The organism is Thauera butanivorans (assembly GCF_048398245.1).
Classification (GTDB): Bacteria; Pseudomonadota; Gammaproteobacteria; order Burkholderiales; family Rhodocyclaceae; genus Thauera; species Thauera butanivorans.
In genome coordinates this window covers 624,444-642,986 of record NZ_CP183038.1, presented here as the reverse complement: position 1 = coordinate 642,986, position 18,543 = coordinate 624,444, and the positions used below count along the sequence as shown (strand labels likewise).

Below are 18,543 nucleotides of genomic sequence, written 5' to 3'. Positions count from 1 at the left end.
TGCCATGCCCTCGGCGCCGACCAGCGATGCCCCTGCCTCGCACCTGACCCGGCTGACCCACCTGCTCCACGCCTTCGGCGTCGATGATGGCGAAGTCCAGCTGCTAGAGCGCCCGCCGCAGGACGGCCCGCCGGCACGCCCGGTGCTGCACGGCGCCACCCTGCTGCTGCCGGCCGTTCCCAGCGGCTGGCACGGCGATGGTGGCCACTGCCACCTCGCCGCCACACTTCACGCCATCGGCCACCTTCTGTATTCGCCGCGCCGGCAGCCGACGGGCAAGCGCAAACCGATGGGGCTGGCGCTCGCCGCGGCGATCGAGGACGTGCGCGTCGACCGCCTGCTGATGCGCCGCTATCCGGGCATCGCGCGGCTGATCCGCCACCTGATCCGCACCCAGAACGAACTGCCGCAAGTCGGCTTCGAAGCCCGCATCGCCCGCTTGCAGCGCGTGCTGCTCGATCCGCGGGCCGGCGACAATGACATCTGGGTCATCAAGGGCCGCGCGCTGTTCGAGGAGCAGACGGACCAGCTGGACGACGCCGAGGCTTTCCAGCCCATGATCGACGTGCTCGCCTACGACCTCGGCCAGCTGCGCGTGCGCATGAACCTGCAGACCCATGCTCCGCCCTTTCCCTGGCACGACGACAACAGCCACCTGTGGGCGCACGCCGCCGACGCCGAGCAAGCAGATATCCCATTGCGCCGCCCGCCGCCACCGGCCGGAGAGGCCGGCGCCGCTGCTGCGCAGACATCGGCCTCGCCGCCTGAAACGGTGGCCCTGCCCGAAATCGCCCGTCACGATTATCCCGAGTGGCACCATCAACTGGCACGTGTACGCAGCAACTGGTGCACCGTGATCGAACGCGCCGTACCGCCTCCGGCCCCCGACGAAACCGGAATACGGACGAGCGACAACCTGCGCCTGCAACGCGGCCTGCGCCTCGACCGCCGCGAACGCATCCGCCGCCAGTGGGAAGGCGAGGACATCGACCTCGACGCCGCCACCGAAGTCTTCATCGACCGCCGCCTCGGCCTTGCCCCCGATCCCCGCCTGTTCCGCCGCGCCGGCCGCGCCCCGCACCACGCCAGCATCCTGCTGTTGCTCGACCTGTCGGCCTCGACCGCCGATCTGCTGACCGACGGCCGCAGCGTGCTCGCGCTCGAACACGAAGCCGCCGGCATGCTGATGGCGGCACTGCGGGCGGGTTCCGACCGGCTGGAAGTCGCCGGCTTCGACTCCGACGGACGCCAGGCAATCAATTACCTGCGCCTGCTCGACTTCGGCCAGCCGATTCCAGCCGAACCGGCGTCGCTCCTCGCCTTCGCGCGCAGCGGCCTGTCGACGCGCATGGGTGCAGCCATCCGCCACGCCACATCCCGCCTGACCACGGAGCGCAACGACACCCGGGTGCTGCTTCTGCTTTCGGACGGCGCCCCCTCCGACATCGACGTCTTCGATGAGCGCCATCTCGTCGAAGACGCCGCCTTCGCCGTCGGCGAAGCGAGACGCAAGGGCATCCGCTGCTTCTGCCTGACGCTGGACCGCCAATCCGAAGCCTATGTGCGCCGCATCTTCGGCCGCGGCAGCTACCGCATCATCGATGACGCACACAGGCTCGCCAGCGCATTGCGCGACACCTGCGCGCGGGTGGTGGACAGCAGTTGACGCCCCAAGGCAGTGCCGGAGAGCCTGGCCGCTAGCAGACATAACGGCCCCCGGACAGCCGCCATGCACACAACTGATGCCGACGGGCTCGGCAGGCGTTCGCATTGCGCACGACATTGGTGCGCCGCACCGCTTTTTCAGCGCAATGCACCGTTCGAGAGCGTGAAAGGGCGAGCCGCAAAATCCTGCTGAACCGCCGCAGTCAAGGGCTTCCGGGCGAATGGCACAGCCTTTGCTAAAGGGACGACAAACCCGCCAATCCGGCGGCATTCAGCCCTTCGGAGGACATCTTCACCATGAGCCCGCGCCATTTCAGCCTCAAGACTCTCGCTGCCGCCGTCGCCGCGGCCGGCCTGTCCCTGTCCTTCTCCGCGCAGGCTGCGGACACCATCAAGGTCGGCGTGCTGCATGCGCTCTCCGGCACGATGGCGATTTCCGAAACCGCGCTCAAGGACATGGCGCTGATGACCATCGAGGACATCAACGCCAAGGGCGGCGTGCTGGGCAGGAAGCTGGAGCCGGTCGTCATCGACACCGCCTCCAACTGGCCGCTGGCGGCGGAAAAGGCCAAGCAGCTCATCGGCCAGGACAAGGTGGCCGTCACCTTCGGCTGCTGGACTTCGGTGTGCCGCAAGTCGGTGCTGCCGGTCTATGAAGAAAACAATGCGCTGCTGTTCTACCCCGTCCAGTATGAAGGCGAGGAGCTGTCCAAGAACGTGTTCTACACCGGCGCCGCGCCCAACCAGCAGGCCATTCCCGCGGTGGAATACCTGATGAGCGAGGACGGCGGCGAGGCCAGGCGCTGGGTGCTGCTGGGCACCGACTACGTCTATCCGCGCACGGCCAACAAGATCCTGCGCGCCTTCCTGAAGGCCAAGGGCGTGGCCGACAAGGACATCATGGAGACCTACACGCCCTTCGGCCACAGCGACTACCAGACCATCGTCGCCGACATCAAGCGCTTCGCCGCGGGCGGCAAGACGGCGGTGGTGTCCACCATCAACGGCGACTCCAACGTGCCCTTCTACAAGGAACTGGGCAACGCCGGCCTGAAGGCCACCGACGTGCCGGTGGTCGCCTTCAGCGTCGGCGAGGAAGAGCTGCGCGGCCTCGATCCCAAGCCGCTGGAAGGCCACCTGGCGGCGTGGAACTACTTCATGAGCGTCAAGAACCCGGCCAACGACGCCTGGATCAAGCAGTGGAGCGACTACGCCAAGGCCAAGCGCCTGCCCGGCCAATCGACCAAGCCGCTGACCAACGACCCGATGGAAGCCACCTACGTCGGCATCCACATGTGGAAGCAGGCGGTCGAGAAGGCCGGCAGCACCGAGCCCGACAAGGTCATCGCCGCGATGGCCGGCCAGAGCTTCGAGGCGCCCAGCGGCTTCACACTGACGATGGACGCGAAGAACCACCACCTGCACAAGCCGGTGCTGATCGGCGAGATCCGCGGCGACGGCCAGTTCAACGTGGTGTGGAAGACGCCCGCGCCGGTCAAGGCCCAGCCCTGGAGCCCCTACATCGAAGGCAACGACAAGAAGAAGGACGAGCCGGAAAAGCAGTAAACCTCCTCTTCCGTCCCTCGCCCTGGCGGATCGCCCGGGCACGGCGTGCGCCGTGTCCGCGGCCCCCTGCGTCCGACACCGGTGCGTGCCGCGCCACTCGCTGCAATTCGCGTGCCGCCAGGCGCAAGCCGCACCGTTTCTTTCGAGTGTTTCCCCATGACTGGATACTTGCGAACGCTGGCCCTGCTGGCCTGCCTGGCACTGCCTTGCCTGGCGCACGCGCTGACGCCCGAAGCCGCGCTGGCGATGGCCCGGGGCGAAGGCAGCAGCCGCATCGCCGCCATGCAGGCGGCCATCGCCGACGACCCCGACGAGCGCACCGCCGCCTTCCTGCGCGCACTGGCCGCCAACGAAGTGGCGGTCGCCGACGGCCGCGCCCTGATCGTGCGCAACGGCCAGGCGCAGGATCCCGTCAGCGGCGAAACCCTGCCGCTGCCAGCGAGCGCGGAAGGCGTCATGAACAACAACCGCATGCGCGGCGCGATCAACGCCGCGCTGGCCGCGCTCGACCTGTTCGCCGCCGATGCCGGCAAGCGCCTGCAGGCCGCACACGCCATGCGCCAGGGGGCATCGGCCGAGCGCCTGCCGCTGGTGGATAAAGCCCTTGCCCAGGAAACGGATGCGCGCGTGAAGCAGGCGCTGGAACAGATCCGCGCCTCGGTGCACCTGAATGCCGAACTGCCCGCCGAACGGCTGGCCGCGATCGCCACGCTGGCCGGGGATGCCAGCCCCGCCACCCGCCTGCTGCTCGGCGAGCGCATGGCCGCCGAAACCGACGACCAGGTGCGAAGCGAGCTGCAGCGCGCGCTGCGCAAGATCGACGACAGGCTCGCCTGGGGCGAGCGCCTGGGCGTGGTCTTCACCGGCGCGAGCCTGGGCAGCATCCTGCTGCTGGTGGCGCTCGGCCTGGCCATCACCTACGGCCTGATGGGCGTCATCAACATGGCGCACGGCGAACTGATGATGATCGGCGCCTACGCCACCTACCTGGTGCAAGGCGTGTTCCGGCAGTATTTCCCCGGCGCCTTCGACGCCTACCTGCTCGCCGCGGTCCCGGCCGCCTTCCTCGCCTCGGCGCTGGTCGGCGCCATCCTCGAACGCAGCGTGATCCGCTTCCTGTACGGCCGCCCGCTGGAAACCCTGCTGGCCACCTGGGGCATCTCGCTGATCCTGATGCAGCTGGTGCGCACCGTGTTCGGCGCGCAGAACGTGGCGGTGGAGAACCCCTCGTGGATGAGCGGCGGCTGGCAGGCGCTGCCCAACCTGACGCTGCCCTACAACCGCATCGTCATCATCGGCTTCGCCTTCGCGGTGCTGGCGCTGGTGGCCTGGATCATCTCGCGCACGCGCATGGGCCTGTTCGTGCGCGGCGTCACCCAGAACCGCCCGATCGCCTCGTGCATGGGGGTCAATACCGCGCGCGTCGACACCATGGCCTTCGCGCTCGGCAGCGGCATCGCCGGGCTGGCGGGCTGCGCGCTGAGCCAGGTCGGCAACGTCGGCCCGGACCTGGGGCAGAGCTACATCGTCGATTCCTTCATGGTCGTGGTGCTGGGCGGCGTCGGCCAACTGGCGGGCACGGTCTACGCGGCACTGGGGCTGGGCGTGCTGAACAAGTTCCTCGAAGGCTGGACGGGCGCGGTGCTGGCCAAGATCGCCGTGCTGGTATTCATCATCGCCTTCATCCAGAAGCGCCCGCAGGGCCTGTTCGCAATGAAGGGCCGCAGTGCGGAGGCATGACATGCAAGCTACCACTTCTTCGACTCCTGCCGTACCCGCGGTACAACTCCCGGGCCGCAGGCCGCTGCTGACGCGCAAGGGCTGGGGCGCGTTCTGCGCCGCGCTGCTGGCGGTGTGCGCGCTCGCGCCGGTGCTGAATCTGTGGGTACCGCCGGACAGCGCCTTCCACCTGTCGGACTACGCGGTGGCGCTGCTCGGCAAGATCATGTGCTACGCGATCTGCGCGCTGGCGATGGACCTGATCTGGGGCTACACCGGCATCCTGTCGCTGGGCCACGGCCTGTTCTTCGCCCTCGGCGGCTACGTGATGGGCATGTACCTGATGCGCCAGATCGGCACCGAAGGCAACTACGGCAGCGACCTGCCCGACTTCATGGTCTTCCTCGACTGGAAGGAACTGCCCTGGCACTGGATGCTGTCCGACAGCTTCGCCGCCACGCTGATCCTGATCGTCGCCGTCCCCGGACTGTTGGCCTTCGTGTTCGGCTGGTTCGCCTTCCGCTCGCGGATCAAGGGCGTGTATTTCGCCATCATCACGCAGGCGCTGACCTACGCGGCGATGCTGCTGTTCTTCCGCAACGAGACCGGTTTCGGTGGCAACAACGGCTTCACCGACTTCAAGCGCATCCTCGGCCAGCCGCTCGCCACGCAGGAAATGCGCATGCTGCTGTTCGTGCTCACCGGCTGCACCCTGCTGGGCTTCTTCCTGCTGGCGCGCTGGCTGGTTCGCAGCAAGTTCGGCCGCGTATTGCAGGCGATCCGCGACGCCGAGAGCCGGGTGATGTTCTCGGGCTACTCGCCGCTGCCCTACAAGCTCACGATCTGGGTCATCAGCGCGATGATGTGCGGCGTAGCCGGCGCGCTGTACGTGCCGCAGGTCGGCATCATCAACCCCGGCGAGATGAGCCCGGCCGCGTCGATCGAGATCGCGGTGTGGGCCGCGGTGGGCGGGCGCGGCACGCTGATCGGGCCGATCGCCGGCGCCTTCCTGGTCAACGGCGCGAAGAGCTGGCTGACGGTGGTGGCGCCGGAGTTCTGGCTGTACTTCCTCGGCGCGCTGTTCATCGCCGTCACGCTGTTCCTGCCGCAAGGCATCGCCGGCCTGGCGCGCAAGCTGCGCCGCAGCGGCGGCGAAGCCCGGCCCCTTGCAGGCGCACAGGCGGAAGGCCGCAGCCCCGCTGCCAAAGAGGAGACGCGCGCATGACTCCCGAACTGATGAAGGCGGGCACGGCCCGCTTCGAACGCCACCTCGAACGCGAGGCCCAGCGCCGCGCCGCGCTCACCGAATCGGGCGGCCGCAGCGCCGGCTATGCCCGCCACGCGCTGGCCGGCGAGGTGGACGTCACCCACGGCCGCATCCTGTACCTGGAAGACGTGCACGTCAGCTTCGACGGCTTCAAGGCCATCAACGGCCTGAACCTGGACATCGCCCCCGGCGAGCTGCGCTGCATCATCGGCCCCAACGGCGCGGGCAAGACCACGATGATGGACATCATCACCGGCAAGACCCGGCCCGACAAGGGCACGGTGTTCTTCGGCTCGACCATCGACCTGCTGCGCCACAACGAGCCCGGCATCGCGCAGCTCGGCATCGGCCGCAAGTTCCAGAAGCCCACGGTGTTCGAACAGCTCAGCGTGTTCGAGAACCTCGAACTCGCGCTGAAGACGCACAAAGGCGTGAAGCACTCGATGTTCTTCCAGCTCGACAGCGCGCAGAGCGATCGCCTGGCCGAGGTGCTGCACACCATCCACCTCGCCGGCAGCATGCGCCGCATGGCGGGCGAACTCTCCCACGGCCAGAAGCAATGGCTGGAGATCGGCATGCTGCTGATGCAGGACCCCAAGCTGCTGCTGCTCGACGAACCCGTCGCCGGCATGACCGACGAGGAAACCGCGCGCACCGCCGAACTCTTCCTGCGCCTGAAGGGCAGGCACTCGCTGATGGTGGTGGAGCACGACATGCACTTCATCCGCGCCATCTCGGAAAAAGTCACCGTGCTGTGCGACGGCGCGGTGCTGGCCGAAGGCACGCTCGACGACGTGCAGGCCGACGAGCGCGTGATCGAAGTCTATCTGGGGCGCTGAAGCCCCGGCATGCCCTCTCCCGATGGATAAGCGATAAAGACCGAACCATGCTCAAAGTCCACAACCTGCACCAGTACTACGGCGGCTCGCACATCCTGCGCGGGGTCGGCCTCACCGCCGAGCCGGGCCGGATCACCGTGCTGCTGGGCCGCAACGGCGTCGGCAAGACCACCCTGCTCAAGAGCCTGATGGGCCTGGTGCCGATCAGGGACGGCACGATCGAATGGCAGGGCCAGTCGCTGTCGGGCCGCGCGCCCTATGAACGCGCCCGCGCCGGCATCGGCTTCGTGCCGCAGGGGCGCGAGATCTTCGGCCGCCTCACGGTCGAGGACAATCTGCGCATGGGCCTGGCCTACCAGCGCGCCGGCACGCCGATACCGCCCGACCTGTACGAACTGTTCCCGGTGCTGAAACAGATGCTGCAGCGCCGTGGCGGCGACCTGTCGGGCGGCCAGCAGCAGCAACTGGCGATCGCACGCGCGCTGGCGCCGGGGCCGCAGCTGCTGATCCTCGACGAGCCCACCGAAGGCATCCAGCCCAGCATCATCAAGGACATCGGCCGCGTGATCCGCATGCTCGCCAAGGAACGCGGCATGGCCGTGCTGCTGTGCGAGCAGTACTACGACTTCGCCGAGGAACTGGCCGACGCCTACCTGGTGATGGAACGCGGCGAAGTCATCGCCCAGGGGCCGGGCAGCGAGATGCAGGAGAAAAACATCCGGAGCCTGGTGGCGATATAGCCTAGAGCTAGGCGAACGGCGGGTGGGGCAAGCCTCGCGATGAGGCGAGATGCGGAGCGCCGACACCGTGGACACGCCAGGCGCAATCGAGGCCGGCGAATCGATTCGCGACCTGAAAGGGCTGCAGGCGTGGATGCCGCCTTGTCTTACCAGTAAGACACGGATAGGATGGCCGACAGGCCCCCTCGGAGTACGCCATGACCACGGTCATTCTCTCATCCAAGGGCCAACTGGTGCTGCCCGCCGAGGTGCGGCAGCACTTTGGCCTGGTCCCCGGCAGCCGGCTCGAACTGGTCGAGGAACCGGACGGCATCCGGCTGATCGTTCCCCATCCCGCGCCCCAGGCAGACGTGGAGTCCGGCTACGGCATGCTCAAGCCTCGATCCAGGGGCAAGCCGCGGCGCCTGGCGGATTTCGATGCCGCCGGTCTGCTTGCCAAAGCCAGGCCATGAAAGCCGTCGACACCAATGTGCTGGCACGCTTCTTCGTGGATGACCCGGACGATCTGGAAGCCGCGCGCCGGCGCCCTGCCGCGCTGGAGGCGATGCGGGGCCGTGTGTTCGTTTCCGTCACCGTGCTGCTGGAGCTGGAATGGGTGCTGCGCGGCTTCTACGAACTGCCGCGTGCGTCCATCCACCGCGCCCTGAGCGCACTATGCACGTATGGCAACGTCGTCGTCGAGGACCGTGCCCGCGTGCTGGCGGCCTTGCAGGCCTTCGAGCAGGGGCTGGACTTTGCCGATGCGCTGCACCTGAGCCGCGCCGCATCCTGCACGGCGCTGCTGACGTTCGACAAGCGCTTCATCAAGCGGGCGTCCAGCTTGCCGGATGCCATTCCATGCGAGCAGCCCCGCTCGTCCTGAATGATGCTCCCGTGTGAGGAAACGCGATGTTCTGGCAGGCTCTGACCACGATGCGCGATCTGGGGCGCTTGCACGAAATCGCCTCGATCCTGGTCCGTTACGGATTCGGCGACGTCGTGCGGCGGATGGGGCTGGCCAACGCCCTGGAACGCGCGGGGACGGCGCTGCACTGGCGTGAAGCGGCCGACTTCGCCCACATGACGCCGCCCGAACGGGTGCGGCGGGCGCTGGAAGACATGGGGCCGGCCTTCGTCAAACTCGGCCAGGTACTCGCCACCCGGGTCGATCTGCTCGAACCCGAGTGGATCGCCGAGTTCGGGAAACTGCAGGACAGCGCGCCGCCCGCCCCCTGGGCTGCCGTGCATCAGCAGCTCAGCGAAGACCTCGGCGCCCCGCCCGAGGAAGTTTTCGCGGCCTTCGAACCCGAGCCGCTGGCAGCCGGCTCCATTGCACAGGTACATCGGGCCCGCCTCGACGACGGCAGCGAAGTCGTGGTCAAGGTGCGGCGGCCGGGCATTCGCCCGATTCTGGAAGCCGATCTGCGCTGGCTTGCACGCCTGGCCGAACTCGCCGAGGCCGAGAGCCCCGAATGGCGTGTCCTGCACCCACGCGAGATGGTGCGCCAGTTCGCCCGGTCGCTGCGCAACGAACTCGATTTCGCCGGCGAATGCCGCAACGCCGATCGCATCGCAAGAAACTTCGCGGGCTATGCCGATCAGGACTCTGCCCCCGCCGTTTCCGGCAGCGGGGAGCCGGACCCCGCCAGTGCCCCGGCCATCATCGTCATTCCCCGCGTCCATTGGCAATGGACCGGCGAGCGGGTCTGCGTGCAGGAATTCATCGGCGGTATTTCCGGGCGCAGGCTGCAAGCCGTAGAGCAGGCCGGCCTGGACCGCAAAATTCTCGCCCGGCGCGGCGCCAATGCGGTACTGAAAATGATCGTCGAGGATGGGCTGTTCCACGCCGACCCTCACCCGGGCAACGTGTTCTACCTGCCGGACAATCGCATCGCCTTCATCGACTTCGGCATGGTCGGACGACTCTCGGAAGAACGCCGCGACGAGTTGATCCGGCTGATGCTGGGGCTGGTGAAGAACGATGCCCGCAGCGTCGTCGACGTCATGCTCGAATGGGCGAACGACGGTGCGGCAAATGAACAGGAGCTGTTGCTGGAAATCCAGTCCTTCGTCGACCGCTACCACGGCGTGCCACTGAAGCAGCTGCGCCTGAGCGAACTGCTGAGCGACCTCGTGGCGATCCCGCGACGCCACCATCTCGTGCTGCCCAACGATCTGGCCTTGCTGGTCAAGGCCTTCGTCACCCTCGAAGGCCTGGGCCGCGAACTCGACCCCGGTTTCGACATGGCCAACCAGGCCCTGCCCCTGCTGGAGCGTACCATGCAGGCGCGCTACTCCCCGGCTGCGCTGCTCAAACGGGGGCAACGGTCAGCAGGCGAGGTTTTCTCCTTGCTGGCGAGCCTGCCCCAGGATCTCTCCCGCCTGCTGCGCCTTGCCCGTCGCGGCCGGCTGGAGATGCACATCGACATCCCCCATCTGAAACGGCTCGGCGATCAACTCGATCGCGCCGCCAACCGCCTCGTGATCGGAGTCGTCGTCGCCGCGCTCATCGTCGGTTCGTCCATCGTCATGACCGTGCCGGGAGGACCGACGCTCCTGGGCTTGCCGGTCTTCGGCCTCATCGGCTTCCTCGGCGCGATGGTCGGCGGCGTATGGCTGCTGCTCTCCATTCTGCGCAGCGGAAAAGGACGATGAATACTGACGGGGCAGGTGAATACCTGCACCGCGGTCGAACCGGGTGCATGCGATCGCCGGGCTGATGCCCCACATGAGCGACGTCAGCCCCGCACACACCTCAAGCTCGCCGGCAGCCGGCGGACCAGCGAATCCATGTAGCGCTCGAACAGCGCGTCCGGGTTCTGCCTGAACAGCCGGATCCGCCCGGTGTTGTTCAGCACCAGCACGCCGACGATGTGGGCGAATGCGGCGGTGGTCTCGGCCACCGCTTCGTCGGCATCCAGGCCCAAGGTCTTCAATTGCTGCTCGACCGGTCGCAGCGCGGCCATCAGCCGTTCGTTCAGTTGCTGGTTCAGCTCCGGCGTCAGGCCCCGCGGCTTGACGCCGTCGAACAGGTAGAAGCCCAGGTCCAGCTCCTTCGGGTTGTCGCGGTAGAACACGTAGAAGGCGGTGGCCTTGGCCCGCAGCAGCTCGACCGGCCCGGCCGCGTCCGCCCCTGCCGCATCGACGACGCCGTTCAAGCGCTGCAGCGACTCGCCGAGCAGCGCGCCGTAGATCTCTTCCAGGTTGGCGAAGTAGCTGTAGATGGCACCGGGGGTGTAGCCCGCCCGCTTGGCGATCTCCCGCAGGCTCGCCCCGTCCAGTCCCAGCTCGAAGAAGGCCGAGCGCGCCGCATCCAGGATCAGCGCACGGCGCGCCTGGTTGAGCGTGTTTTCCCTGATTGCCCTCGATTCCGTCCGCGACTCGGCTGCCATTCCGGCAGCGGCCGCACGGGCGCGTGATCGAGGCGGACTCTGGCGGGCGGTCGTTGACTTGGACATGAGCAGAATTCTACACTGCGCGACATATTGAACACTGTTCAATACAGTCAACGCCACTCAAAAAGGAGCCACCATGTCTGCCACCAACACCAGCGGCCTGATGGACGGCCGGCAATTCCGGGAATCCCTGCGGAAGTACGAGCCCGTCGTCTATGTCGATGGCCAACGGATCGAATCGGTCGTCGATGCTCCTTCGCTGCAGCCCGGCATCAATGCCCTTGCCGTCACCTACGACTTCGCCCACGACCCCGCGCTGGCACCGCTGATGCTCGCGAAGCAGACGGCCTCGGGCAGGACGGTCAACCGCATGCTGCACGTCAACGAATCGGCCGGCGACCTGCTCAACAAGCTCGAAGCGGTCCGCGTGCTCTGCCAGGAGACGGGCTGTGCGCAGCGCTATCTGGCGCACGACGCGCTCAACGGCATCGGCCAGGCGATGGCCAAGCTGGACGATGCCAGGGGTTCGACCGAATACCGCGCGAAGTTCGCCGCCTGGCTGCAGAAGGTGCAGGACGAAGACCTGACGCTGGGCATCGCGATGACGGACGCCAAGGGCGACCGCAGCAAGCGCCCCAACCAGCAGCTGAACCAGGACGTCTATGTCCATGTCGTCGAACGCAATGCCAAAGGCATCATCATTTCCGGCACCAAGGCCATCGTCACCGGCGCGCCCTACGTGCACGAATTCCTCGTCATGCCCTCGCGCAACATGCGCGAAGACGACAAGGACTTCGCCCTCTGCTGTGCGGTGCCGGTCGACGCGCCGGGCATCACCATCGTCGCCCGGCCGGCCGGCCGCCCCGGCGAGAAGCCCGAGCACGGCGCGCCGCTGTTCTCGCGCAAGTACGGCCAATCGACCGGCGTGGTCATCTTCGACAAGGTCTTCGTGCCCTGGGAGCGCGTGTTCCTGGCCGGCGAATGGGAGTTTTCCGGCGACATCACCTACAACTACGCCACCCATCACCGCCACAGCTGCATCGGCGCGCGGGCGGGCTTCGGCGACCTGCTGATCGGCGCCGGCGCCCTGATGTGCGAAGCCAACGGCCTCGATCCGGACAAGAAGGCCAATCTGCGCGACCCGATGGTCGAGCTGATCAAGATCACCGAAGGCTTCTACGCCTGCGGCGTCGCCGCGAGCGTCTATTCGGTGCAGGACCCGTACTCGAAGAGCTTCATGCCCGAGCCGGTGTATTCGAACATCGGCAAGCTGCTGCTCTCCACCCAGATCTACGACATGCACCGGCTCGCCCACGAAGTCTCCGGCGGCCTGATCGTCGCCCTGCCGGGACCGGACGAGGACCACAACCCGGCCACGGCGGCGACGCTGGCCGAAGTGCTGCGCGCCAACCCGGCCATCCCCTACGACAAGCGGATCGAAGTGTCCCGCTTCATCGAAGACCTGACCGCTTCCTACCAGGGCGGCTGGTACTCGCTGATCAGCCTGCACGGCGGCGGCTCGCCGACCGCACTGAAGCAGGAAATCTGGCGCAACTACCCGGTGGGCAACAAGGTCGAGCTGGTCGAGCGCCTGCTGGAACGCGGCGTGCTGGCCGAGGACGGCCGCTCGATCAGCAGGAACAAGCAGCCCGGGCGCTGCTGCGACGCCGGCTGCAGCCAGCCCGGCCAGCCGGTGATGGTGCCGCTGCCGAAGGTCGGCAGAAGCGGCTGAAAGCGGGCGCCACCTTCAGGCTGCGGCCCGGGAGCGGCCTTGCTGGAACCGGCATTACCAATTCTTGCCATGCCGCCTAAGCTCAGGCCATGAGCACGATGAACATCTCATTGCCCGACAGCCTGAAGGCCTTCGTGGATGAACAGGTCAACGAACGCGGCTACGGCACCAGCAGCGAGTACGTGCGCGAATTGATCCGCAAGGATCGGGATCGCCAGCATGTGCGCAGCCTGCTGCTGGCAGGCGCTGCTTCTGCGCCCACTTCGCCAGCCGATGCCGCTTACTTCCAAAGCCTGCGCGAACGGGTGGCCAAAGCGGCAGAATCTGGCTCCGGGAATTGAAGGCCAGGCCACATCGACGTCTGGCCGCATACTGCACGATCAACTTGCAGCGTCATCGCCATCCCGATCGACATGCTTGCATTCCACGATGAAGTGAATTAGCGTTCACAAAATGAATCTCTGTTCACTTCATCATGGCCTATCGCAAGACAGAACGCATCGAAGCACGCCTTGCCGACAACCGGCAGCGCATCCTGGACGCCGCGCGCAGGCTGGTTTCCGAGGGCGGCTGGGCCGAGGCGCAGATCGGCCACGTCGCCTCCGCCGCCGGCGTGGCGACTGGTTCGGTGTATCGCTACTTCCCGTCCAAGGTGGATCTGTTCGTCGAAGTGCTGTCCGTCGTGTCCCAGCGCGAAGTCGACGTGCTGAAGGCCATCGCGGAGAGCGACGACGCGCCCTGGCAGACCCTCCACGTCGCGGTCTCGACTTTCGTCGAGCGTGCGATGCGCAACCGGCGGCTGGCCTATGCCCTGATCGCCGAGCCCTGCGAACGGGAACTCGATGAAGCCCGGCTGGTGTATCGCCATGCCATCAGCAAGCAGATCATGCGCATCGTCAAGGATGGCCAGGCGCAGGGCGACTTCCGTGCAGATCTCGACCCGAGCATTGCCGCCACGGTGATCGTGGGCGGCTTCATGGAAAGCCTGATCGGTCCGCTTTCGCCCCTCAACGCCGATTTCGACCGCTCGGGCAAACGGACGCCCGACGCGGTTCACGCCCTGGCAAGCCAGATTGCCGATGTCTGCTGCGCGGCAGTCGCCACACAGAACGGCAAGCTTGCTTCATTCGACGCCACCCGAAGGAGACAGAAATGAACGCCCCGATTCCCTCGAGCAATGCGCTCAAGCCGGCATCCGACCGCCATTCCACCCATGTCGTCAGAAACCAGGCCGCGATGCCGACCGGCTTCAACGCCTTCGACGACGACGTGGTGCTGAAGGCCGCCATCGAACGCGAGGCGCCATGGGCCGCGTCGCGCTGCTCGGCCATCGGCAAGCTGGCCGGCGACGACGCAGTGCAGGAGCTCGCCCGCCAGGCCAACCGCAACGCTCCCGAACTGAAGACCCACGACCGCTTCGGCAACCGCATCGACTGGGTCGAACTGCATCCCGCCTGGCACGAGTTGATGTCGCTGGCCTGGAAGCACGAAGTGCCGACGCTGTCGTGGACCAGCAAGGAGAAGCAGCCGCATTTCGCCCGCGCCGTGCTCTCCTATCTGTGGAACCAGGTCGAGCAAGGCACCGGCTGCCCGACCGGGATGGCCTATGCGTCCTACGCCGGCTTCCGCCACGAGCCGGCGCTGAAGATCTGGGCAGAGAAGAGCCTCGGCACGGTCTATGAAAACAGCCGCCGCGAAGTGGCCGACAAGCCCTCGGTGGTGATCGGCTACGCGATGACCGAGAAACAGGGCGGCTCCGACCTGCGCGAAACGCAGACCACCGCGGTGTTCTCGCACACGGCCGATTATCACGGTGCCACGGCCCACTGGTACGAGCTGACCGGCCACAAGTGGTTCTGCTCGGTGCCGCAGTCCGACGGCTTCTTCACCCTGGCCAAGGTCGATGGCGGCGTCACCTGCTTCTTCCTGCCACGCACGCTGCCCGACGGCAGCCATAACCGCTTCTTCATCCAGCGGCTCAAGGACAAGGCCGGCAACCGCTCCAATGCCAGCAGCGAAGTGGAATACAGCGGCACCCTGGCGATCCGCGTCGGCGAGGAAGGCGCCGGCCTCAGGGAAATCCTCTCCCACTCCCACCTGACCCGGCTGGACTTCGCCGTCGGCTCCGCCGGCCTGATGCGCCAGGCGCTGACGCTGGCGCTGAACCACGCCACCACCCGCAACGGCTTCGGCTCCAGCCTGGCCCGGCGCCCGATGATGGCCAACGTGCTGGCCGACATGGCGGTGGAAGTCGAGGCCGCGACGCTGATGGCCTTGCGCATCGCCAGGGCGACGGACCATATCGACACCGATCCGCAGGAAAAGGCCTTCGCTCGCGTGACGACGCCGATGGCCAAGTACTTCAACTGCTCCCGCGTCGTCGCCGTCGCCAACGAAGCCCTGCAATGCCACGGCGGCAACGGCTTCGTCGAGGACGGCCCGATGGCCCGCCTGTACCGCGAAGCGCCGCTCAACAGCGTTTGGGAAGGCACGGCGAACATGATGTGCATGGACGTCCGCCGCGCGATGCTGAAGGACGCCAGCTGCCGCGACGCCCTGTTCGCCGAACTGGCCGACGTGCGCGGCCAGGACACGCGCTTCGACGCCTACGTCGCCGCGATGGGGCCGCTGCTGGACGCCATGCTGCAGGACGAATTCCTCGCCCGCCCCGCATCCGAAGCGATCGCCCGCTCACTGCAGGGCGCCGAACTGCTGCGCCATTCGACGCCGGAGGTGATCGACGTGTTCATGAAGACCCGGCTGGGCGGAAGCATGAACAGCTGGGGCGCCATGTTCGGCTCGCTGGGCCCGGGCGTGACTCAGGCGCAGGCGGACATCATCGTCGAACGGGCACAGGTCAAGCGCTGAACGTTGCTGGTCGCGTTTTTCATGAATTGATGCTGCCGACCACCTGCGCGAGCACCAGAATCGCGTGGGCGACCGGGGGCGTCAGCACTCGACCGCGCCGACCACCACGATCTCGATCCGGTAGGCCGGGTTGGCCAATTGCGCCTGCACCGTCGCGCGCGGCGGCGTGTGGCCGGGCACGACCCACTCGTCCCAGACGGTGTTCATCGCGCCGATCTCGCTGATGTCGGCCAGGAAGATCTGGCATTGCAGGATGCTTCGCTTGCTGGAACCGGCTTCCTCCAGCAAGCGCTCGACGTGGCCCAGCACCTCGCGGGTCTGCGTGGCGATGTCGGCACCGGGGCTGTTCTCGGGCACTTGCCCGGCCAGATAGACCACGCCGTTGAACACGGCACTTTCGGACAGGCGCGTGCCGACGTGGCGGCGTTGCAGGGCGGATTCGGGTGTGGACATGGCGGTTTTTTCCTTTCCGGGGTTCAATGGCGAACAAGCTTACACTTACATCCTGCCGGGCAAGCAGGTAGCGATGCAGGGGAACAGGCACAGCAACACCAAGGCCGCGATCATCAAGCAAGAACATGGCGCACAGCCCGGCGATGCCGCTGGTGATCTACTTGCCTGCCATGCTTCGATTGCCAGGGTTCACAGCCAACGCCGGGTTCGCTTGCAGAAGCTGGCGTACGCTTCCGGGAAGCGAGCGGATAGATGCCGCTCCTCCGGCCGGATCTGGAATCGCGTGATGTAGCGCACGAAAGCCGGAACAGCCACCAAAGCCGCGGCATTGCCGAGGCATAGCGTCCATCCCAGCAGGATTACGGAGTCACCGAGGTACATCGGGTTCCGGGTATGGCGATAAATACCGGATGTCACCAGACGCGTGGCCGAAGCGGGCCGGAGCGGATTGAAGGTCGTACCCGCGCGCAGAAAGGCGAGTGCAGGAAGGATATTCAACGCCAGGCCTGCAAGGGCCAGCGCAATCGCGAGAGTGGTGCGCAGCGCAAATTCAAAGGAGAGCACGGGCAGCAAAGGTGCGACGCCATATGCGGCAGCACCAAGCAGCACCATGACGATCGGCGGTGGAATTTTTGTCTCGAGCCACTGCATTGTTTGAACGAGGCTTCAAGTCGTGCCGCACGACAGCGGCGGCCCGAGGCAGCTTACTACCGACTGTCCCCACCCACAAACACCGGCTCCGCCTCCAACACCACGCCGAAGCGCCCCTCCACATCGGCCACGATCGCCCGCGCGATCCGCTCCACATCCGCCCCCGTCGCCCCACCCCGATTGACCAGCACCAGCGCCTGGCGCTCGAAGCAGCCCACCGGGCCGAGGTCGCGACCTTTCCAGCCGGCCTGTTCGATCAGCCAGCCGGCGGCGAGCTTCTCGCGGCCGTCGGGCTGCGGGTAATGCGGCATCGTCGGGTACGCTGCCAGCAGGCGGGCGCAGTGGGCGGCGTCGACCACGGGGTTCTTGAAGAAGCTGCCGGCATTGCCGATCTCGGCGGGGTCGGGCAGCTTGCGGCGGCGGATGGCGACGACGGCGTCGGAGATGTCGAGCGGCGTCGGCGTGGCGATGCCTGCGGCGGCCAGCTCGCGTTCGACGTCGGCATAGCGCGTCACCGCCTGCCAGGGTTTCGGCAGGCGGAAGCGCACCGCCGTCACCAGCCAGCGCCCCGGGTTGCGCTTGAACACGCTGTCGCGGTAGCCGAAGGCACAGTCCGCCAGGCTGAAGACCTGGCATTCGCCGGTTTCGAGGTCCACCGCGTCGAGCGAGTCGAAGCGGTCGGCGGTCTCGATGCCGTAGGCGCCGACGTTCTGGATCGGCGCCGCACCCGCAGTGCCGGGGATCAGCGACAGGTTTTCCAGTCCGGGCCAGCCCTGCTCCAAGGTCCAGCGCACGAAACCGTGCCACGGCTCGCCCGCGCCGGCCTCAACGATCCAGGCCTCGGCATCCTCGCGCACCAGGCGGCGGCCGGCGATCTCCACCTTCAGCACGGTGCCGGCAAAGTCGCCCCGCAGCACCAGGTTGCTGCCGCCGCCGAGCACCAGCCGCGGTTCCGGCGCCCGATCGGGCGCGGCGATGAGGGCGCCGATCTCATCCGCCGAGCGCAGCCGCAGCAGCCGTGCCGCGCGCGCGCGCAGGCCGAAAGTGTTGAGCGCGGACAGGTCGGCCTGCGTCTCGATGCGCGGCGATGCGGCGGGCATGTCAGCGCTCCAGCCTCGCCGTGTCGCGCTCGGGGGCGGCAGGCGTGTCGGGGATGGGGAACAGGCGGTCGTAGCCCATGTTGAACAGCAACGCGTACACGGTATAGGTGATGGCGAGGAAAATATCGGCGATCGCCGCCTCGATCCAGCCCATGCCGGTCCACCAGACGATGATCGGCAGCGTCATGCAGAACAGGCCCAACTCGAAGCCGACCGCGTGGATGCAGCGCAGGCGGAAGGGCCGGCGGTCGGCGCGGCGGCCGGTAAGCCGGCCTTCGATCCAGTCGAAGCTGGTGTTGTAACAGCCGTTCCAGATCGCCGCGATCAGCGCCAGCAGCGCCAGCAGACCGAGCGATTCGGTGATGGGGACGCCGCTGCCCCAGGCGAAAGGCGGCGTGACGATCAGCAGCCCGCCGACCTCGAACATCGTGATCTGGCGCAGTCGGTCGCCCAGCGAGCGAAGTTTGGGTTTTGAAGACACGGTGAAATCCTGCAATGAAGGTGCGACCCCGAGGGTTGAACCCAGGGGGTTGCCGTCAGCACGGGTCGTCCCGTGGGTAACCGACGGT

The 18,543-nt window shown here is 67.0% G+C and carries 18 protein-coding genes; 13 read left to right on the top strand and 5 right to left on the bottom strand.

Annotation, left to right across the window (positions count from 1 at the left end; translation table 11 throughout):
* Positions 1–4: 4 nt before the first annotated feature.
* The 9 genes from ACNQFN_RS03085 to ACNQFN_RS03045 all read left to right on the top strand — a co-directional run bounded on the left by ACNQFN_RS03085 (position 5) and on the right by ACNQFN_RS03045 (position 10,430).
* Positions 5–1,666, top strand: a complete 1,662-nt coding sequence (locus ACNQFN_RS03085) for a nitric oxide reductase activation protein NorD (protein WP_068637932.1) — start codon at positions 5–7, stop codon at positions 1,664–1,666.
* Positions 1,667–1,962: 296 nt separating this feature from the next.
* On the top strand, positions 1,963–3,231 hold the full coding sequence (gene urtA / locus ACNQFN_RS03080; RefSeq protein WP_418647932.1) for an urea ABC transporter substrate-binding protein: 1,269 nt from the start codon (positions 1,963–1,965) through the stop codon (positions 3,229–3,231).
* Between the two features lie 156 nt (positions 3,232–3,387).
* Positions 3,388–4,971, top strand: a complete 1,584-nt coding sequence (gene urtB / locus ACNQFN_RS03075; protein WP_068637928.1) for an urea ABC transporter permease subunit UrtB — start codon at positions 3,388–3,390, stop codon at positions 4,969–4,971.
* A gap of 1 nt (position 4,972) precedes the next feature.
* Positions 4,973–6,175: an urea ABC transporter permease subunit UrtC gene (gene urtC / locus ACNQFN_RS03070; protein WP_418647931.1), complete on the top strand. Its 1,203-nt coding sequence runs from the start codon at positions 4,973–4,975 to the stop codon at positions 6,173–6,175.
* A complete protein-coding gene (urtD, locus tag ACNQFN_RS03065; protein WP_418647930.1) occupies positions 6,172–7,056 on the top strand; it encodes an urea ABC transporter ATP-binding protein UrtD in 885 nt (294 codons plus the stop codon). Before urtC ends, urtD begins: the two co-directional genes overlap by 4 nt.
* 47 nt (positions 7,057–7,103) lie before the next feature.
* A complete protein-coding gene (urtE, locus tag ACNQFN_RS03060) occupies positions 7,104–7,796 on the top strand; it encodes an urea ABC transporter ATP-binding subunit UrtE (protein WP_068637922.1) in 693 nt (230 codons plus the stop codon).
* Positions 7,797–7,993: 197 nt separating this feature from the next.
* Complete coding sequence (locus ACNQFN_RS03055; RefSeq protein ID WP_068637920.1) at positions 7,994–8,248, top strand: AbrB/MazE/SpoVT family DNA-binding domain-containing protein; 255 nt, start codon at positions 7,994–7,996, stop codon at positions 8,246–8,248.
* Entirely contained in the window at positions 8,245–8,658 is a 414-nt protein-coding gene (locus ACNQFN_RS03050) for a type II toxin-antitoxin system VapC family toxin (protein WP_068637918.1), read from the top strand. The genes ACNQFN_RS03055 and ACNQFN_RS03050 overlap by 4 nt, the downstream gene beginning before the upstream one ends.
* Before the next feature lie 26 nt (positions 8,659–8,684).
* A complete protein-coding gene (locus ACNQFN_RS03045; protein ID WP_418647929.1) occupies positions 8,685–10,430 on the top strand; it encodes an ABC1 kinase family protein in 1,746 nt (581 codons plus the stop codon).
* An 83-nt stretch (positions 10,431–10,513) separates the two neighbouring features.
* On the opposite strand, the gene ACNQFN_RS03040 is transcribed toward ACNQFN_RS03045, so the two are convergent.
* The gene (locus tag ACNQFN_RS03040) at positions 10,514–11,233 is read right to left on the bottom strand and encodes a TetR/AcrR family transcriptional regulator (RefSeq protein WP_418647928.1); all 720 of its coding nucleotides are present in this window, start codon (positions 11,231–11,233) and stop codon (positions 10,514–10,516) included.
* A 73-nt stretch (positions 11,234–11,306) separates the two neighbouring features.
* On the opposite strand from ACNQFN_RS03040, the gene ACNQFN_RS03035 reads away from it, so the two are divergent.
* The 4 genes from ACNQFN_RS03035 to ACNQFN_RS03020 all read left to right on the top strand — a co-directional run bounded on the left by ACNQFN_RS03035 (position 11,307) and on the right by ACNQFN_RS03020 (position 15,770).
* Positions 11,307–12,902, top strand: a complete 1,596-nt coding sequence (locus ACNQFN_RS03035) for a 4-hydroxyphenylacetate 3-hydroxylase family protein (RefSeq protein ID WP_068637912.1) — start codon at positions 11,307–11,309, stop codon at positions 12,900–12,902.
* A gap of 89 nt (positions 12,903–12,991) precedes the next feature.
* Complete coding sequence (locus ACNQFN_RS03030; protein WP_418647927.1) at positions 12,992–13,243, top strand: type II toxin-antitoxin system ParD family antitoxin; 252 nt, start codon at positions 12,992–12,994, stop codon at positions 13,241–13,243.
* Between the two features lie 134 nt (positions 13,244–13,377).
* Positions 13,378–14,058 (top strand): TetR/AcrR family transcriptional regulator, encoded by a 681-nt coding sequence (locus ACNQFN_RS03025; RefSeq protein ID WP_068637908.1) that lies wholly within the window; start codon positions 13,378–13,380, stop codon positions 14,056–14,058.
* Positions 14,055–15,770: an acyl-CoA dehydrogenase family protein gene (locus ACNQFN_RS03020; RefSeq protein ID WP_418647926.1), complete on the top strand. Its 1,716-nt coding sequence runs from the start codon at positions 14,055–14,057 to the stop codon at positions 15,768–15,770. The genes ACNQFN_RS03025 and ACNQFN_RS03020 overlap by 4 nt, the downstream gene beginning before the upstream one ends.
* Before the next feature lie 81 nt (positions 15,771–15,851).
* Here ACNQFN_RS03020 and ACNQFN_RS03015 read toward each other — a convergent pair whose 3' ends face one another.
* The 4 genes from ACNQFN_RS03015 to ACNQFN_RS03000 all read right to left on the bottom strand — a co-directional run bounded on the left by ACNQFN_RS03015 (position 15,852) and on the right by ACNQFN_RS03000 (position 18,455).
* Positions 15,852–16,223, bottom strand: coding sequence for a RidA family protein (locus tag ACNQFN_RS03015; protein ID WP_418647925.1), 372 nt, complete (start codon positions 16,221–16,223; stop codon positions 15,852–15,854).
* A 189-nt stretch (positions 16,224–16,412) separates the two neighbouring features.
* A complete protein-coding gene (locus ACNQFN_RS03010) occupies positions 16,413–16,874 on the bottom strand; it encodes a methyltransferase family protein (protein WP_068637902.1) in 462 nt (153 codons plus the stop codon).
* Between the two features lie 56 nt (positions 16,875–16,930).
* A complete protein-coding gene (murB, locus tag ACNQFN_RS03005; RefSeq protein WP_068637900.1) occupies positions 16,931–17,974 on the bottom strand; it encodes a UDP-N-acetylmuramate dehydrogenase in 1,044 nt (347 codons plus the stop codon).
* A gap of 1 nt (position 17,975) precedes the next feature.
* Positions 17,976–18,455 (bottom strand): PACE efflux transporter, encoded by a 480-nt coding sequence (locus ACNQFN_RS03000; protein ID WP_157659168.1) that lies wholly within the window; start codon positions 18,453–18,455, stop codon positions 17,976–17,978.
* Positions 18,456–18,543: the final 88 nt, after the last annotated feature.

Coding starts and splice junctions, on each gene's coding strand:
- ACNQFN_RS03085 (WP_068637932.1), top strand. CDS start 5: ATGCCCTCGGCGCCGACCAGCGATGCCCCTGCCTCGCACCTGACCCGG.
- urtA (WP_418647932.1), top strand. CDS start 1,963: ATGAGCCCGCGCCATTTCAGCCTCAAGACTCTCGCTGCCGCCGTCGCC.
- urtB (WP_068637928.1), top strand. CDS start 3,388: ATGACTGGATACTTGCGAACGCTGGCCCTGCTGGCCTGCCTGGCACTG.
- urtC (WP_418647931.1), top strand. CDS start 4,973: ATGCAAGCTACCACTTCTTCGACTCCTGCCGTACCCGCGGTACAACTC.
- urtD (WP_418647930.1), top strand. CDS start 6,172: ATGACTCCCGAACTGATGAAGGCGGGCACGGCCCGCTTCGAACGCCAC.
- urtE (WP_068637922.1), top strand. CDS start 7,104: ATGCTCAAAGTCCACAACCTGCACCAGTACTACGGCGGCTCGCACATC.
- ACNQFN_RS03055 (WP_068637920.1), top strand. CDS start 7,994: ATGACCACGGTCATTCTCTCATCCAAGGGCCAACTGGTGCTGCCCGCC.
- ACNQFN_RS03050 (WP_068637918.1), top strand. CDS start 8,245: ATGAAAGCCGTCGACACCAATGTGCTGGCACGCTTCTTCGTGGATGAC.
- ACNQFN_RS03045 (WP_418647929.1), top strand. CDS start 8,685: ATGTTCTGGCAGGCTCTGACCACGATGCGCGATCTGGGGCGCTTGCAC.
- ACNQFN_RS03040 (WP_418647928.1), bottom strand. CDS start 11,233: ATGTCCAAGTCAACGACCGCCCGCCAGAGTCCGCCTCGATCACGCGCC.
- ACNQFN_RS03035 (WP_068637912.1), top strand. CDS start 11,307: ATGTCTGCCACCAACACCAGCGGCCTGATGGACGGCCGGCAATTCCGG.
- ACNQFN_RS03030 (WP_418647927.1), top strand. CDS start 12,992: ATGAGCACGATGAACATCTCATTGCCCGACAGCCTGAAGGCCTTCGTG.
- ACNQFN_RS03025 (WP_068637908.1), top strand. CDS start 13,378: ATGGCCTATCGCAAGACAGAACGCATCGAAGCACGCCTTGCCGACAAC.
- ACNQFN_RS03020 (WP_418647926.1), top strand. CDS start 14,055: ATGAACGCCCCGATTCCCTCGAGCAATGCGCTCAAGCCGGCATCCGAC.
- ACNQFN_RS03015 (WP_418647925.1), bottom strand. CDS start 16,223: ATGTCCACACCCGAATCCGCCCTGCAACGCCGCCACGTCGGCACGCGC.
- ACNQFN_RS03010 (WP_068637902.1), bottom strand. CDS start 16,874: ATGCAGTGGCTCGAGACAAAAATTCCACCGCCGATCGTCATGGTGCTG.
- murB (WP_068637900.1), bottom strand. CDS start 17,974: ATGCCCGCCGCATCGCCGCGCATCGAGACGCAGGCCGACCTGTCCGCG.